The following is a 16,502-nucleotide window of genomic DNA, read 5'->3' as shown; positions in this document are numbered from 1 at the left end:
TCCATGCAACCCAGAGCGGTGTAAGAACTCGATCACACCACACCGATCACGGCAAGCGACAATGCTGGACACGCTGCTGCTGGTGCTTTTCGACAATAAAGCCAGTTATTTCAGAGCCTTACACACTGGGGACTCCAACTCATGCAGACAATTTCGCAAAGCTGTCACAGACCTTGAAATCTGGATTTTTCAGGAACACGCGAGACAACAAAAGCTGTAATTTTCTCACAACCAACTGAATTTAATAGATTTTATGCCTAAATTGGTCTTCGTTGAATATCGATTTTCATCTGGCCAAAAACGACCTTTCGGCGCAAACAACAGATTGACCGTGCTCTTTACCAAAATCTGGATCAGCGCTAAAGATAAAATCAACGAAAATGCCGCCAAACCTTCGCCTGCCCGAGAGAGGGGGAGCTGTATCCGTACACCCCGTTTTCCCTCACTCTAAGGCCGCTGTACGCTTGGCCGGATTTGGGTGATCGCGCTCGACAACCCTAAAATCTAGCTAATTACATCAGCTGCGGCAGACTATGGCAGCAGGGGCAACCCTAAAGCACTCAGGAACTCGTTGTGCTTCTCTGTAGCCCTCCTGATCTTTTGTTCTATGGAAAGTAGCTCTTCATAAATGACGTTGTGGTCTATCATCTCCTCCGCCTCAGCAGTGCTGACATATCGCGAGATATTTAGATTGAAATCGTTCTTCTCGATTTCCTCCATACTCACTCTACGCGAATAACGAGACTCTTCTTTACGGTACTGGTAGGTATCGATGATCTTTTCAATGTGCCCGATCTCACCGTTAGGCATCTCATCTGTCTTAAGTAATCGGTTCTGCCGCTTGCCCTTCTCGAAGTACTCTGCAGCGTTAATGAACAACACGTCATCAGGTTTTTTGCACTTCTTCAGCACCAGAATGCACACAGGGATACCAGTAGAGAAAAACAGGTTGGCCGGCAGGCCGATCACCGTATCGATGTGGCCATCTTTCAGCAGCTTGGTGCGAATGCGCGCTTCGGATCCCCCACGGAACAACACACCATGGGGCAGGATGATGGCCATCACGCCGTTTTGCTTAAGGAAGTGAAAGCCATGTAGCAGAAAGGCGAAGTCAGCTGCCGACTTTGGTGCCAGGCCATAGTTCTTGAAACGAGCGTCCTCACCCAATGCCTCACCCGGTTCCCAGCGGTAGCTAAACGGCGGGTTAGCCACAATGGCATCAAATTTTGGCATCTTGGCAGGATTGGCTTCACGAAGCATGTCCCACTCATTGAGCAGGGTATCGCCATGGAAGATCTCGAACTCTGAATCCTTCACCCCATGCAGCAACATATTCATGCGTGCCAAGTTGTAAGTGGTGATATTCTTTTCCTGTCCGTAGATCTTACCAATGCCATGTGCCCCCATAAGGCGACGGACGTTGAGCAACAGTGAGCCAGAGCCACAGGCGAAATCGAAAACGCTGTCCAAGTGCGAGCGCTTACCGGCGGCGGGCTCTTGGCTATCCAACGTGACGATAGCAGACAGAATGCTGGAAATAGGCTGCGGCGTGTAGAATTCACCAGCCTTCTTGCCAGAACCAGCCGCGAACTGGCCAATTAAGTATTCGTAGGCATCACCTAGGGTATCACTGTCGGTGGAGAACTGACCCAAACCCTTGGCAATTTCGGCGATAATCTTGCACAGGCGTGCATTACGCTCGGAGTAAGTCTTGCCCAGCTTGTCGGAAGCTAGATTGATTTCCGAGAATAGTCCCCGGAATGTGCTGGCAAAGGACTCATTCTCGATATAGCTGAGACCGCTTTGTAGCGTATTTAACAGTAACAAATCTTGCTTGCGTGCCATCTCAGCGATGTTGCCCCACAGATATTGAGGCTCAATCACGTAATGCACCTTCCGGCGCATCTGCTTCTCGAATTCCGGCACATCGTCTAGATTTCTTTCGTACCAAAGCTGCAGCGGCGTGGAAACCGAGCCGTCGACCTGCTGTGGGTAGTCCAGCCCCAACTCTTTCTGGGCAGCAGATTCGTAGTTGTCCGACAAATAGCGAAGAAATAGGAAGGCCAGCATATAGTCGCGAAAATCATCTGCATTCATCGCGCCACGCAATTGATCAGCAATTGCCCAGAGAGTTTTTCCTAGCTTCTGCTTTTCAAATTCGGTCATTGTTCACCTACTTGTGCCGCCTCAGGTGCCTGAGGGAATAATTCAGGATTGAAGGGGTAGCGATTCAGGAAATCGTTCAGAATCTTCCGGAAGTACGCTTTGTTCTCATCGAGCATCTGCTGTGGCTCATAAAGCGAATAGTTGCCGTGACTCAGAATATTGATGAGGCGGGCATGCAGAATGCCATCCGGGTCGTCATCGTCTTGCCTAATACAAGCAGAAAAGTTTTTGTGCCCATGAAAGCTAGCCGACTTTTCCAGAATAGTGCGAAGCATGTTGAAGTGATGGGTGAACAACCGGTCTTCCTGCGCAGCCTGATAGAGTTCGGCCAAGGCAGCAACGTGGTGGAAGAACGGTGTGTCGCCATCTTCAGGACGCAGTAAATAACCGCTGTTGGTTGTATTCTTATTCACTACGTACTTACGAGCGTTCTTCATCTCGTTACACAGCACGTTGAAGAACAGGGTGTGATGCGTCGAGATCACTGTCTTTAGCTTGTTGTCTTGTCGCTTCAGCAATTGTGCCAAATGATTGGCCACAGCGATCGCGTTATGCTCGTCAAGAGAGGAAATCGGATCGTCAACATAGAGGTGATTGACCCAGTGGTAGGCCTCGATATCTGGGTCCATTGCTAGTTCGACCACGGCCAAGAAGAAACACCAGATGAAAATATTTTCTTCGCCACGTGACACCTTGATGTTGTCGACGGTCTGTCCGCCGACCAATCGCGAAAACCGAACTGCCCATTCGTGCCCCTGGGCATCAATGCGAAAATCGAAATCCGCATAACGGCGAAGCAGCGGGCGGATGCGGTTGTCCATCTCCAAATCGAACAAACCCTGGAAAAAACGGGAATCCTTGTTGAGCAGCAGACGACGATCCGCGTCGCCTTCCAGATCATTATTCCAGTGAAACAGGTCTTCAGTGAAGGCGTTGAAGTAGAGCGTATCGCGGGCATCGCCCTGCTTGCCAATATCCTTGAAGGTCATGGACAGGCGCGTCTTACCTGTGCCGTTGTAGGCGTAGAGCAGTATAGCCTTCTTGTTCTCTAATTCACCACGCAGATGTATGGCTAATGCCGACAGATCGGCGAAGGTCTGTCCGGGCCTCATGCCGATACCTCGTTGAGCGCAGGAAATAACTGTTGTACCAAAGCTTTTTTGTGAGCTTTGAGGGCGCTTAATTTCTGGCTTTGGACAGCAGATAGTCTATCAAGAGACGATAGAAATTCTGCTATTGCTTTTTGCTCACCTCGCTCCGGAAATGACACAGTCAGATCCAGAATATCACCCCGTGAAAGTCCAGGAATTAGATTGCCAGAGGCTAGTGCAACAAACCGTTGCCTCTGCAGCGCAAGACTATGAAATAAAAACTCTCCGTGCGCGCTGCGTGGTCTGATCGCCATTAATTGACGCCCCATGGCTACTGCATCAAGCTCCAGATAAAGCAATTCACCCACACCGCTACCCTTGACAGTTACAAGAATATCTCCCGCCCGTCCGGTATTAGCTCCGCGCACAGTCCATTTGCCAACTACGTTCAGATTATTTGTATAGTCGGAAGGCCCTGTGAAGTACGGAATCTCACCGGCCTCAGAGTACTGATCTGGAGCGAGGTGAAGCCCTGAGATGAGGTCGATCTTTGTTGAAAGCGCAACATTCTTCCATTCCCCTGCATTCCCAAACTCCGGAAATCGCAACCGCGGCACAGTTTCGCCTTCTCGGGGGAAAAGCTGCTGCATCAAACCTTTTTTGTGGGCCTTGAGAGCATCAAGCTTCTGGGCTTCCGCCATGATCAACTCATCAAGGGATGCTAGGCAGTCTGCGATTTTTTGTTGTTCTGCTTTCCGGACAGGTATAGCAATTGGGAAAGACAGGAAGCTCTCAGTCTGAATGCGTTTTGCTTTCCGTCCTCCGTCTGCGATCTCCCCATTTTTCTTATAGAAATCATCGCGCTTCACATACTCAAGAAGAAATCCTGGATTTAATTCATCCCCAATATCGAAGCAAGGCAAGTCTACAGTAGATTCGAAGCCATCTAGAGATTCCGGTATAACCCCGAAGGCCTGATTGAGGAAATCAAGCTTGCTATATATAAACTGTCCGGCTCTACGCTTGTAATATCTGGTATTTTCACTGCCTTTGATATATTCATTTTTCGCGAATACACCTTTCCCCCAGAGTTTTACGGTAATTTTCTGTGCCGTATCCCCCGCACTACCCTCGATGCGACTTTCGGTTAGAAACTTCGCAAGTTCGCTTTCCTGCCATTCCCCGTCCTCTCGAAACTCTGGAAATCTCGAATTTGGCTCTAGCGGGCGCTTATCATTGCCATTCATGCGACTTGCTCCTGATGCAGAGCAAAATTAGACTTGAACAAGTTACCCACACAGTCGTCAATCAGTTCAATGTGGGGGCAAACGCGCAGAAGGCCGCTGCCCAAACCATGATACGGCAGAAGCTCGGAGTTATGCATATTTGAGTTACCGGGATTCATTTTTTCAATATTCAGGTCGCTGCGTAGATGGACGGGACTAATAGTCTCGACGCAATCCGCAGTTGCTACCACACGCATTGGACGGTACTGTATGGATGGACGTCCGCTGGAATCAACTGCGAAGCTTGTGCAAAAAACTCTCATTATCGCCCATCCTCATAGGCTGCCAGGCCAGCAATCTCTCGGCCTTGTGCTAGCTTGTGCAGCAATGGAGTAAGCTCTTCAACCAGTGCTAACTCGGCCTTGGTGCGGGCTTTCCAGCCAAGCTCCAATGGAGCCATCAATTCGGAAAGCCGTTCGCCGTCGAAAATGCGACGACGCAAGATTTCATCTACAAAGCCTTGTAAGGCATCGGGTTCAAGACCATGACGGTTGGCTATATCGGTAAGTTCCCGTACCTTTTTCTCCGATTTGAAGCAGTCAAACCCGATGCGAATTTGCTTTTCGTCCAAGGCTTCATTGATTGGCAGGCCGCGGATGTATTCGGCAATGTCCTCGCGTTCGTCGATGAACTTGGCGTCGGACTGAATCAGGCCAATGAGCTGTTCACGATTCATGGTGAGTTTGCCGGGACTCTGCTGCATTAGCTTCGCAATGAGGCCCATAATGTAGTCGTAATCGATTACCGCTGATGCGAAGAGCACGAACTCGAAATCAAGCTGCTGCACTTCAAGCGAAGCTTCATCGCGGTCCTGTTGTTCCCTCAACCGTTTGGCTGTCTCTAGGTATGCCCCTTTAAAACCTTGCAACTGATCGGGAGGCACAATTTGAGTTATCTGCGCCTTCTGCTCTCCGGAAAGGTCGGTGTATTGATCAAGCTGGGTCTTAAGGCGCTGCACTTCCTTGAACAAATTGACGAACTGCGCTCGTGCGGCATCGCCTTGCAGGTTCGCAACTTCTTCTGGGGCGTTGGCCACACCTTGCGACTGCATGAAGTCAGCCAGCCTCTGAGTAGCAGCCTGTAGGCTGTCAATAACCTTCGGTGCGGGATCTACCAGCCAGATTTCGCGCGGGTTATCGATCTTCTCGCCGGAGAAGAGCGCAATTGCCTCCTCGACCGGCTTCTGCTGCTGACGGAAGTCGAGAATGTTGCCGTATGGCTTGCTATCATTGAGTACGCGATTGGTCCGTGAAAACGCTTGAATTAGGCCATGGTGCTTGAGGTTCTTGTCCACGTACAGGGTGTTGAGGTACTTGGAATCGAAGCCAGTCAGAAGCATGTCCACCACTATGGTGATGTCTATTTTCTGAGCAGAGGGTAGGTCGGCATTCTGGTACTGCTGATCCTTAATGCGCTTCTGCACGTCTTGGTAGTACAAGTCGAACTCGCTGATGCGATGGCTGGTACTAAAGCGAGCATTGTAGTCACCCACAATGCGGGTAAGCGCCGCTTTCTTGCCCTCGGGGTCTTGTTGGTTGTCTTCTTTTTCTTGCGGCAGGTCTTCCTGAATCTGCTGCACGTCCTTGTTACCTTCCGCTGGTGGGGAGAACACGCAGGCGACATTCAGCGGCCTGAACTCAGGGTCTTGTTCTGCTTTTGAGTTCTGAATGCTAGCAAACAGTCCAAAGTATTCGATGGCGTCGTTGATACTGGCCGTTGCCAGCACTGCGTTGAACTTACGGCCATTGGTCGCAGAATCGTGTTTGGCAAGGATGGTCTCGATGACCTTAACTTTGGCCACACCTTCGCCAGGCTTGGGCGGGGTTTTGCCCTCGGGCTTGAAGTAGTCCACGTGAAAACGCAAGACGTTACGATCTTCAATGGCGTGGGTGATAGTGTATTGGTGTAAGCAGTGCTGAAACAGATCATCGGTAGTACGGTAACTGGCCTGCTGACCTTCGATTTGCTGATAGCTAGCGTTTTTCTCGAAGATGGGTGTGCCGGTGAAACCAAAGAGCTGAGCGTTAGGGAAGAATTCCTTAATGGCTTTGTGGTTGTCGCCAAACTGCGAACGGTGGCATTCATCAAAGATAAATACCATGCGCTGATTTCGTAGTGGCTCCAGACGCTCCTTATAGTTTCGCTTGTTGGCCCCATCCAAAGCAAGGCCTAGCTTCTGAATGGTCGTAACGATGACCTTATCGGCGTAGTCATCCGATAGCAGTCGGCGCACCAGGGTTTCGGTGTTGGTATTCTCTTCGACGCATCCTTCCTGAAAACGATTAAATTCCTCGCGGGTCTGGCGATCCAGGTCTTTGCGATCGACAACGAACAGACACTTGTCAATATCCGGATTGTCCTTGAGCAAGGTAGAAGCCTTGAATGAGGTCAGCGTCTTACCAGAACCCGTAGTGTGCCAGATGTAGCCGTTGCCGCAGTTCCGGTGAATACACTCCATGATGGCTTTGACGGCATAGATTTGATACGGCCGCATCATCAGAAGCTTCTGTTCGCTGGCCACCAGCACCATATAGCGGCTGATCATCTGACCCAAGGTGCACTTGACGAGGAACTTCTCAGCAAAGCTATCAAGCTGCGTGATCTTCTTGTTGTCCTCGCTGGCAAACTGGTAAACCGGCAAGAAACGTTCATCAGCGTTGAAGCTGAAGTGCCTGGCGTTGTTATTGGCGAAGTACCAAGTATCGGTGCGGTTGCTGACAATGAAAAGTTGAAGGAAGCACAATAACGTCTTGCCGTAGCCGTTGCCCGGATCGGTCTTGTAATCGACTATCTGCTGCATCGCTCGGCGTGGACTGACAGCGAGCGTCTTCAGCTCAATTTGCACTACCGGGACGCCGTTGATAAGTAGCATCACGTCATAGCGATGGTGGCTGTTATCGGTATTGATACGTAGCTGGTGGATGACCTCGAAGTCATTCTTACACCAATCCCTGATGTTTACTAGGGTATAGTTCAGCGGCGTGCCGTCATCACGCTCGAAGCTGTTGATGTTGCGTAGCGTCTGCGCGGCGTTATAGACATCAGGAGTAATAATACTGTCGAGCAGACGCGCAAATTCGCTGTCAGTCAGGTGCACTCGGTTGAGCGCCTCAAACTTGTTGCGGAAGTTAGCTTCTAGCGTTGAGCGGTCATTAATGTCGGGGCGGTAGGAGTACTTAAGTTCGCCTAGCCTTGCGATCAGATCTAGCTCGATCTGGCGTTCTGTTGTGGTCATAGATTGGTTCCTGACATCAATATCCCGCTATGTATGGAGGCCGTCCCGCATGCTCACGGGTGGGTCACTTCAGGCCCCTTTATCTGTGATATCTCTCTCGCTCTGCTCCACCTTTAGCCCATGCGACCTGGCGTATTCCACCACGAGAATCTCGATCATGGACGCGATCGACCTGCGCTCGTGCTCAGCGGCCATACGCAGCAGTTGCTTGATTTCGGCAGAGGTACGGATGGAAAGAGTTTCGTCTTTCAGGCGTGACATGACGTCACCTCGTTGGTGATGTCGTGCAAATGTACTGCGTTTTGCAGTGCCTGGCTATTGCCGTTTTATAGTGGTCTACACGGGAAGCTGTCATTCACAACAGGCAGCGAATGGACGTGTACAACCTCAAGCAAATGATGAGTATCTTGGGCATCAAGGGGCTGCTCGAAGCGATCAAGGCGTGAACTGGCCTACTGAGGCGTCGGCATGCAAGCCCAAAGACCTCAAGAACGATTCACATCGCCACACGCGCCCCAGCACGGCGATTTGAGCTAAACCGCGCAATTTTTCGCCAGTTTTGCAAGCCTCTCTAGATCCCCGCGCCCTTCAACGTATTTCGCGTGTTTTCACACAACCTGGACCCAGAGCGGTCATTCGCGACGGCCAGTTGCCGGCCGTGTAAACCACTTTTTTAACCTGTAAACCACCTAGGTTTACAGGTTAAAAAAGTGGTTTACACGTTCCATGCACCAAGCAGTTTTCATCTGGGCTTTTTAGGCTTACCCGACTTCATTTCCTCCACATACTTCGCGAACGCCACCTGAGTTTCACCAGGGGTGGCTTTGGGTAAAGGCTTGCGCCGCGGGGGTTTGGCATGGGGGCTCCGGCTTGCTGACTCGATATGCTTTATCGCTTTGCGCTCGTGCTCAGTCATGGAGGAGTCGATCGCCAGTGCAGTGACGCGTTCGTCTCGCTCCTGCCTAGCGAACTGCACGATGTTGGATGTGCGCGCAGCCGGCACTTCTAGAGGACAATAGAGGTCCTTCCGTTTCGTCCCTCTAGGGCCTTCCACCGCTATCCGGTACAACTCCTCTACATCTCTCCTGCTGCTGGAGTATTCCGTAGACCGGTAGGCCTGGCTTAGATCACTCAGCACGATGTGGCTTCTGCGGGCCTTGCGACACTCAATGTACGCAAGGCTCAGCAGGTGCACGGCCAATCGCTTCAGTCCGAAGGTCAAGCGGTAGAGCTCCGCAGCGAACTCCCCCTCATTGGCTCGTATCTGGCCGCTGCTTACCCTGACGCACTCAGCGACGTATGCCTTCCAGTCAGGGCCGGCCGGATCGTCCGGCTGCATGACTCTGGGCTGGATCAACAATCGCTGAGTGTCCTCCTGATTTCGTCCCATGAGCTTGTGCAACAGGCTGTAATTGGCGAGGTAGATCATCGGCAGACCTATCCGAGCCAGGGTCAGGAGTATGTCGGTCACCACGGCAGTGCCTTGGCCTTTGACGATATGCTGAGTCTCGTCCAGCAGTAGAAGTGATACGCCATGCCTGTGGACGATGCAACGGCATAAGTTCAACAGCTGGGAAGCGTTGGTTTTCTGTTCAGTAGGGTCGAAATTCAGCAAGAAATCAGCGAGCAATTGCCTTCCGCGGGCTTTGTCGCGGGCACTTGCGTACCAATAGGAGACCAGCGGTACTTTGTCCTGAAAATGGGTGCTCTCGAACTCAGCATTCGATGGAAGCAGACGCATCAGCGCCGCAATGGTCTGGGATTTTCCTACCCCGGCCAGGCCACTCAAGCAGATGGGTGCGACCTCGACATCCGGCGGGTTGTAGATTTTCGATTGGTAGTCGCGCTCACTCGTAAACAAGCTTCGGCTGAACAGATCCGCTCGCCCAACCATTTCCTGGATGAAGGTCAGCGAAAACTGATTGGGCAGGTAGATCTGCTTCAGCTTGTCCAATACCACCTCACCCGCGATCATTGGATTCAATTGGCTGAGGTCGCGCAACGGTTCAGGTTGAACGGTCACACGCTTGCGGATTTGCTCGATCTCGAAGCATCCGTCAAACCGTGATTCGATTGCGGCGTTCATTGCGATTTCCCTGTGAAACGAGCAACGTCTGCACTGTCGCGCTTGGCAGCAGCATTCTTGGGTGCCCCACCTGGCTTACGTACACCCCCACCCCACGTTTCACCGGTGGCCTGCTCGAAACGATTTTGGTAGAACCACCGTGTCGCTGGAATTTCCTCTTCGAGATCGGCTTCGCTGTCGCGCCGCATTTGACCAAGCTCGCACAATTCTCGAAGGGTCAAATCGATTGTTCCCTCTGTCGTCTTCACAGAGCGCATCACATCCAGCTCATAGAGAACACCCTCGACCTCGATCCAGATGTGCCTCACACACATTGTCAGCACATAGGCAGTGGTCTGAATCACACCATGCCTAGCAGCGCGATCAAATACCCCGGTTGCAATCAAAGCTTCCGATCGGTATTTCCGTTTGTGCAGGTAAACCGCATCCCTAGTGATGGTAACCGGCGTAGGGGTCAAAAATGTTCTGACTGCGGTTTCGAATTCCATGGAAATAGCCGAGTTTCGCCCTCGGGCATCCCAGTAGTCCCAGATTCCTTGTGGGGTTGGCCTTACGCCAGCCAAAACCATGTCGTCATTAAGTCGACTTGTGGCATCAGACGAAGCGTTATCCATAACAACCCTCCAGAGCTCCCTGCGCGCCAGCGAGATGAAATTCTTATCGCTGAGGAAATGACTTGGCTGGCCTGTCGGATGTTTATCCCTTGGATGAGAGGACTCAACCGTGGCTTTGGATTGGCCTGAGAAGGTAGGCGTCAGTTCGAACGCTCCAAGCCAGTGGATCTCCGGTAAGCAGTCGAAGGTCGCTCCTGGGCCTCTGTCAAAGATGATGTCACCCGAAAGCCCCTCACAAGCCCATTCTTCGGGATCCAAGACAAATCCGAAAAGCTCGAAGAATTTGACTTTGTTGATTGCCATGCAAAAAAGCGCCATCCGATAAGCTTCCATGGTTTCGCCAGCCTCGGAAAAACCGATTGCCGTGACCGCCCCAGAAAGCCCGCAGGTACCCCGTATAACGCAATAACCTTTCTGTGCAGTTCCCTCAATCATCCCTGCTGGGTTTTCGAAGAAGTGATAGCCGTCAAACTCAACGAGTTGGTTAACGTTTGTCAAAAGTTCGGCAAACTCACCTTCGGAGCCAGAAAGCTTTCTACTGTCATAGCGTCCCTTGAGCGCCAAAGACAGTTCACGCTGCGGAAGTCGTTTTTTTATCGCGTACCAAAACTGCCGCTCCGTGGGGAAGGGTTTACCCTCAGGATGAATGAATTTATGTCCTGAACCTTTCTTTTGGACAGATATGCAGCCGAAAAACTTTACAAGCACGTCGCTGTAAATCTGACCTTGTGTTTTATGCTTGGATTTCTCACAAAGGAAGCCCTCAAGTATTTTGTCTCGCATCGTGCGGTCAGCATGAAATCCCCATTTTTTGCCTTTACGCGAAGGCCTCCCTAGCTTCTGCTTGCAGGCATGATCCTCACGACTCCACCTGCCGGCCGCGTGTAAAGGCGGCAGCAGGGCCCATTTGTTTCGCCCGAACACGACGTACGTCAAGAACCACAGCCGCAGCCGGGTAGGGTTTTGCGGTGGCGATTGATCTTTGGCATGTGCGGCAATTTCACGGGAAGGGTTGTCAGCCGAAAGTATTTTGTTGGCGCGCTGGACTAAACCAGCGATTGCTAAGTACCTACGATTGACTTTCTGGTCGTAACTCTCTTGAGCTGATTTACGACTTTCTTCTAGATACTGAATCGACACGCCTTGAATATTGGCGAGCCAGGGAGGAAACTTATCCGGAGCTTCTTCGATCAACAGGCCATTCTCAAGCGCCTCTTCAAACTCGACTCGACCGAAATTAATCAACTGTGCTTTCAGGCTACTCTTGGCCTTGCTGAAGAAAACCAGCCGAACCCGATTGTTGACTCCATCACTGAGCAAGAAATGATACACATCTCCTTTTTGCAGTGATTTGTAGCCTTCGGGCGCAACAATGCGCGACCCCATCATCATGAGGAACACTCCTCAAAGAACGAGCCATACACCGCCAAAACATCGGGCCCGTCTTTCAGAAGCGGCTGATCAATCAAGATCGGATCGAGTAGGCTCACCGGAAGGTGGCGGTACCAGATGTCCTGGTAGATCTGACAGATGAACTGATCACGTGCGCCCCAATGATCTGCATATTGGATAGCAATCAGCGCCGGTGGTACGCCTTCATCGACAGCTTCTTTCACCGCGCAGCTAAAATCCTCCAGCAAGCTGGGTTCGAGCCTCAGGGGAAGACCATGCATGGGGAACAGAAGCCCCAGGTTCTGAACGAGCGTGGGTTGGAGCAGGTCCAGGGATACCTGAACGGTTCTGATGCCGGCACTGGCGTAATAGGCTTCCTCAAGCGCTGCTCGAAGCTCAGCTTTCGTTCTGTCCTTCTTCTGCTGCGTCGGAGTCTTAGACTGGCCGCTCCTGCGTTCGCCAAAGGCATCTTTCCTATCCTTGACCGTCCAATTCAGGGCATAAGGTCCATTTTTTCCATGCAGGTAGAGCAGTAGGTCTCCCTGGTAAGGAAAAGGCATCCTCTCTCGTTGTCCGTCGGAACCTTGTACTACGATCTCAAAGTGCTGGAAGCCAATCTCTTGCGCAATGTCGGTTGTTCCCCGTACTGGGTGAGGGAAAACCCCGTGCATCAGAGGATGCCCAAACAGCGGATGCGAGCTGTTAATTGGCCACAGCATCTTCTGCTCATGCAGATCAAACAGATCAGGATGATAGAGAGCCAGCTGAGTGAATACGCGCTCTGGCCGCGAGAGTGTATGGATAGTGCGGCCCAGCAAGCGACTGTTTAGCCGACTGGGTCTGGAGGTCTTCGGTGCCTCACCTGGAACCGCCATTATAGAGGGGGCGTACTGGTCCCCCCATTTGAACCCGGCTTGGCGTTCCATTATCAGGGCGAAGCGTTGTTGCAGAGTCATATCAATTGTCCATTGCCACCGGTTTTGCCGATGCGCCTGGGCTGGGGATAACAGGCAAACCATCGGCCAAACCCTTGTACTGCGGGCTCAGGCCCCTTCACGGCGCTGTGGATAACGCCAACCTTCTTGTGGACGAACGAAGTCGTGCAGGGCTTGACGCCCCACATGCGCGAGATAGACAATGGAAGGGTCAGGGTCTCTTTCTGACTTATCCACAGGGGGCCTGAGCTGTCACTCGGGCTCCCTGTTCTATCTGACTTTTTCTAGCGCTGCTGCTAGTTATGTCATGTGAAAATCCTTGGTCAGGTGGCGTAGCCGCCTTACGGCTACTTGCTCGGTAATAGTTATGATGTCAGAGGTGTCCAGCTGGACGCTGGGTTGACCTCGTTTCGCTTTAATCTTAAATTTTATCGCTCAGTTTTAATTTCTGACAACAGATTAGCGCACGCTATTTTTTGGCCGAAACCTAAAAATTAAACTCTGATTTAACAAAATAGGTTTTTACCCTATTTCTATCTAAACAATTCTTGCCAATATTCCTAACGGGAATTTTCAAGGCTTGGCCTCTGCGTTTATTCTGTACCCGGACCTCGATCCGAGCTTGATAAAATGCTTCCGCTCCGAAATGCCCCTATCACCAGGTGGGCCGAGGACGAGACTTTCTATAGCCTCTGCAGCCGTCAGCACGTTGTACTGAGCAGCCCAACCCCGTTGTCTACATCCGCTTGGCTTTTCGGCTCGCCAACAGCGTCAACCGCTCACGATCTTCCCTTCAACCTGGCTGCGCTGAACGGTGCAGCTGCAGCAAGCTGGGGAAGCCCTCGATCGATTATTTTTGAGCACACGATCCTGCCATTTTTCCTGCCCTTCCAATCGGCTCATCATGAAGTGGAAGCGATGCAGGTAATGGAAGGCGCAACCCTAGGTTCGCTGAAGTACAAGCTGGGCCTCCTTACCGGCCGTTTCGGCGCTGAGCATCCGCTGAAGGCATGCTCGCAGTGCATGGAGACAGACCTTGCTACCCATGGATTCACCTACTGGCATCTCTCCCATCAGTACCCAGGCGTTCTGGTATGTCCTACGCACCGGGAGATGTTGAGAGAAAGTTGCTACAACCGGCAGTGGTCTGGGCGCTTCCATTGGATATTGCCAGGTGAAAACACGCTTGAGCCGCCCAAGGTCCCCGCTCCCGAACCATCGCAAAAGGCATTGGAGCAGATCGCAACGGCGGTCTTGGATCTGGCCGTCTGCGGGCGTCGGCGGCGATTTCGCCCAGACCTAGTAAGAACACTGTACAAGACAGCCTTGGCTTCTGGGATCGAGCCCACAATGGACGCCTTCGCTCATCACTGCGCCTCGCTCCAACCGTTTCCAATCTTCGCTTCGTTACCGACGACGTTTCAGCAAGTGCCGACCTTCTGGGCGCAGCTCGTCCGCGACCGGCAGAGCCGCAGTCATCCGCTCAGGCACCTGGTCGCGATCACCTGGTTATTTGGATCGGTGAGCGGTTTTATCGAAGCGTACGATCGCGCTATTGGACGTCTGGAGGTTCAGGAAAGGCCGGCGGACCACGAGGAAGCTGATTACCAATGCTGCAAATCCCTGTGCACAGATCTTCGTAACAAAACGCCGCAGACGCGCAGGCCGAAGGTGCTTAAGCTACCCATTCGCAACGAAATCTTGGACCGCCTGGGCCGCGGGGAGCCGAAGAACGAGATCTGCGCAAGATTCGGAATCACGGTATCGACGGTAAACAAGCTGCTTCGTTCAGAGCCAGAAGTGGAGAGAACTTGGATAGAGCAGTCTCTAACGACCAACGTGGAGAAGCATCGATCCCTATGGGTCGCCGCAGCAGCCACCCAACATAGCCATACTCCACACGCCATCCGAGCCCTTGCCCCAGACATCTACGCTTGGCTCTACCGGAATGACCGTGAGTGGCTGCTTTCACGAACAGGAGAGATGCCCTCAGGACGGCTGGGTAACCATTCGCGGGTGGACTGGGCGAAACGTGACGAGGACCTGCTCATCCAGGTCAGTCGCACCTTCATCGAACTGAGTAGAGTTGGCAGAGATGGCGAGGTCAGCCGTCGAGCGCTTTTTCTCGCCTGTCCTACGCTGGCCGGAGCCCTTGAAAAGTACGGCCGCTACCCACGCACACGAGCTTTTGTGAAATCGATAGTCCTTACCTAGCCGTGTCACGGTCGACCGCCATGTTTCGCGGCGTAATAAAAATAGACCATCCTCCCTTACTGCCGGTGGCGCATTTATGTTTCGCTCCCTGGCGGGAGCTGAATGCGAACTCTTAAACAGCAGCTCCGTCCAGTTGCCCCATATTCTGTCTGGTTCTGACACCCAGTCTGGGAACGGGAGGTAAGACCAGGTGTGACCTTTTGATCAAACGTCTCGATAGACTGTCGCTCTGCATACAACAGCTATAGTGATACAGAGATGAATCGCCCCTGGTTTCGTAGACACCTCCAAGCCTCATAATGAGGCCCAAATAGGAGGTGCCATGAGTCGTCAGCGTTACCCCGAAGAATTCAAGATCGAAGCGGTCAAGCAAGTGACCGAGAAAGGCAAACCTGTCGCCGATGTCGCCCAGCGCCTGGGCATGTCCGTGCACAGTCTTTACGCCTGGATCAAGGTCTACAGCAAGCCCCAAGAGCAGCGTCAGCAAGACGACGATCAGCAGGCCGAACTGCGCAAGCTACGCGCTGAACTCAAGCGCGTGACGGAAGAGCGAGACATCTTAAAAAAGGCCGCCGCGTACTTTGCCAAGGAGTGCGGCTGAAGTACGCCTTCATCAAGAAGCACTCGACTGATTACCCGGTGCGGCGCCTTTGCCAAACCCTCAAGGTGCACCCCAGCGGCTATTACGCCTGGCTGGCCGAGCCTCAATCTGCCCGAGCAAAAGAAGATCAACGTCTGCTTGGCTTGATCAAACACGCTTGGCTGGAAAGCGGAGGTGTATACGGCTACCGCAAAATTCACGATGACCTGCGTGAGCTGGGAGAGGAATGCGGCCGAAATCGAGTCAGGCGCTTGATGCAGGCGGAGGGGCTGCGTTCTCAAACGGGCTATCGGCGGCGTCCAGGGTTCTATGGTGGAAAACCAACAGTGGCCTCGCCCAACCACCTCGCGCGGCAGTTCAAGGTAAGTGAGCCGAACAAGGTCTGGGTGACAGATATCACTTACATCCGCACCTATGAAGGGTGGCTCTACCTCGCGGTAGTGCTGGATCTGTTCTCACGCCAAGTAATTGGTTGGTCAATGAAGCCAAGGATGTGCAGCGACCTGGCTATCGACGCGATGTTGATGGCTGTTTGGCGACGCAAGCCTCAGCAGCAAGTTATGATTCACTCAGATCAAGGCAGTCAGTTCAGTAGCTCGGATTGGAAAAGCTTTTTGAAGGCCAACAATGTAATCAGCAGCATGAGCCGGCGGGGAAACTGCCACGACAATGCCGTAGCCGAGAGCTTTTTCCAGCTTTTGAAGCGAGAGCGAATCCGACGAAAGATCTACACAACCCGTGAAGAAGCCCGAAGTGATATTTTCGATTACATCGAGATGTTCTATAACCCTAAACGCCGACACAGCAGTGCTATGCAGCTGTCTCCAGTAGAGTATGAGAAACGCTATTTCCTGAGCTTGGAGAGTGTCTAGAAAACCAGGG

10 protein-coding genes and 1 pseudogene are annotated in these 16,502 nt (G+C 52.2%); 2 read left to right on the top strand and 9 right to left on the bottom strand.

The genetic code is table 11. The annotated features are described in order from the left end of the window. Positions 1 to 531 precede the first annotated feature (531 nt). The 9 genes and pseudogenes from LMH93_RS27745 to LMH93_RS27705 form a co-directional block, all read right to left on the bottom strand. The gene (locus LMH93_RS27745; RefSeq protein WP_230065440.1) at positions 532 to 2,166 is read right to left on the bottom strand and encodes a type I restriction-modification system subunit M; all 1,635 of its coding nucleotides are present in this window, start codon (positions 2,164 to 2,166) and stop codon (positions 532 to 534) included. Continuing rightward, positions 2,163 to 3,278 (bottom strand): AAA family ATPase, encoded by a 1,116-nt coding sequence (locus LMH93_RS27740; protein WP_230065439.1) that lies wholly within the window; start codon positions 3,276 to 3,278, stop codon positions 2,163 to 2,165. Before LMH93_RS27740 ends, LMH93_RS27745 begins: the two co-directional genes overlap by 4 nt. Continuing rightward, on the bottom strand, positions 3,275 to 4,504 hold the full coding sequence (locus tag LMH93_RS27735; protein WP_230065438.1) for a restriction endonuclease subunit S: 1,230 nt from the start codon (positions 4,502 to 4,504) through the stop codon (positions 3,275 to 3,277). The genes LMH93_RS27740 and LMH93_RS27735 overlap by 4 nt, the downstream gene beginning before the upstream one ends. Beyond that, positions 4,501 to 4,743 (bottom strand): annotated as a pseudogene (locus LMH93_RS27730) (RNA-binding domain-containing protein); the annotation flags it as partial. The pseudogene LMH93_RS27730 and the gene LMH93_RS27735, both read right to left, overlap by 4 nt. Positions 4,744 to 4,805: 62 nt before the next feature. Next, positions 4,806 to 7,778, bottom strand: coding sequence for a type I restriction endonuclease subunit R (locus tag LMH93_RS27725; protein WP_230065437.1), 2,973 nt, complete (start codon positions 7,776 to 7,778; stop codon positions 4,806 to 4,808). Positions 7,779 to 7,847: 69 nt separating this feature from the next. Then, entirely contained in the window at positions 7,848 to 8,039 is a 192-nt protein-coding gene (locus tag LMH93_RS27720) for a hypothetical protein (protein WP_230065436.1), read from the bottom strand. A 481-nt stretch (positions 8,040 to 8,520) separates the two neighbouring features. Continuing rightward, positions 8,521 to 9,864: an AAA family ATPase gene (locus tag LMH93_RS27715; protein WP_230065435.1), complete on the bottom strand. Its 1,344-nt coding sequence runs from the start codon at positions 9,862 to 9,864 to the stop codon at positions 8,521 to 8,523. Continuing rightward, positions 9,861 to 11,870, bottom strand: coding sequence for a transposase (locus tag LMH93_RS27710; protein WP_230065434.1), 2,010 nt, complete (start codon positions 11,868 to 11,870; stop codon positions 9,861 to 9,863). Before LMH93_RS27710 ends, LMH93_RS27715 begins: the two co-directional genes overlap by 4 nt. Further along, on the bottom strand, positions 11,867 to 12,826 hold the full coding sequence (locus LMH93_RS27705) for a hypothetical protein (RefSeq protein ID WP_230065433.1): 960 nt from the start codon (positions 12,824 to 12,826) through the stop codon (positions 11,867 to 11,869). Before LMH93_RS27705 ends, LMH93_RS27710 begins: the two co-directional genes overlap by 4 nt. Positions 12,827 to 13,435: 609 nt before the next feature. Between LMH93_RS27705 and LMH93_RS27700 the strand changes: the two genes are divergently transcribed. Beyond that, positions 13,436 to 15,019: a TnsD family transposase gene (locus LMH93_RS27700; RefSeq protein ID WP_230065432.1), complete on the top strand. Its 1,584-nt coding sequence runs from the start codon at positions 13,436 to 13,438 to the stop codon at positions 15,017 to 15,019. A gap of 322 nt (positions 15,020 to 15,341) precedes the next feature. Next, a protein-coding gene (locus LMH93_RS27695; RefSeq protein WP_087535084.1) for an IS3 family transposase occupies positions 15,342 to 16,492 on the top strand; the annotation gives its coding sequence in 2 pieces (ribosomal slippage) (positions 15,342 to 15,576 and positions 15,576 to 16,492; 1,152 coding nt in all). The last annotated feature ends 10 nt before the right edge of the window (positions 16,493 to 16,502 follow it).

It is taken from the genome of Pseudomonas sp. CIP-10, assembly GCF_020911845.1.
Classification (GTDB): Bacteria; Pseudomonadota; Gammaproteobacteria; order Pseudomonadales; family Pseudomonadaceae; genus Aquipseudomonas; species Aquipseudomonas alloputida.
This window is presented reverse-complemented; position numbering and strand designations above follow the sequence as displayed.

What these genes read in the sequence shown, in the direction of transcription:
- LMH93_RS27745 (WP_230065440.1), bottom strand. Translation starts at nt 2,166, where the DNA reads ATGACCGAATTTGAAAAGCAGAAGCTAGGAAAAACTCTCTGGGCAATT.
- LMH93_RS27725 (WP_230065437.1), bottom strand. Translation starts at nt 7,778, where the DNA reads ATGACCACAACAGAACGCCAGATCGAGCTAGATCTGATCGCAAGGCTA.
- LMH93_RS27735 (WP_230065438.1), bottom strand. Translation starts at nt 4,504, where the DNA reads ATGAATGGCAATGATAAGCGCCCGCTAGAGCCAAATTCGAGATTTCCA.
- LMH93_RS27740 (WP_230065439.1), bottom strand. Translation starts at nt 3,278, where the DNA reads ATGAGGCCCGGACAGACCTTCGCCGATCTGTCGGCATTAGCCATACAT.
- LMH93_RS27715 (WP_230065435.1), bottom strand. Translation starts at nt 9,864, where the DNA reads ATGAACGCCGCAATCGAATCACGGTTTGACGGATGCTTCGAGATCGAG.
- LMH93_RS27700 (WP_230065432.1), top strand. Translation starts at nt 13,436, where the DNA reads ATGCTTCCGCTCCGAAATGCCCCTATCACCAGGTGGGCCGAGGACGAG.
- LMH93_RS27705 (WP_230065433.1), bottom strand. Translation starts at nt 12,826, where the DNA reads ATGACTCTGCAACAACGCTTCGCCCTGATAATGGAACGCCAAGCCGGG.
- LMH93_RS27710 (WP_230065434.1), bottom strand. Translation starts at nt 11,870, where the DNA reads ATGATGATGGGGTCGCGCATTGTTGCGCCCGAAGGCTACAAATCACTG.
- LMH93_RS27720 (WP_230065436.1), bottom strand. Translation starts at nt 8,039, where the DNA reads ATGTCACGCCTGAAAGACGAAACTCTTTCCATCCGTACCTCTGCCGAA.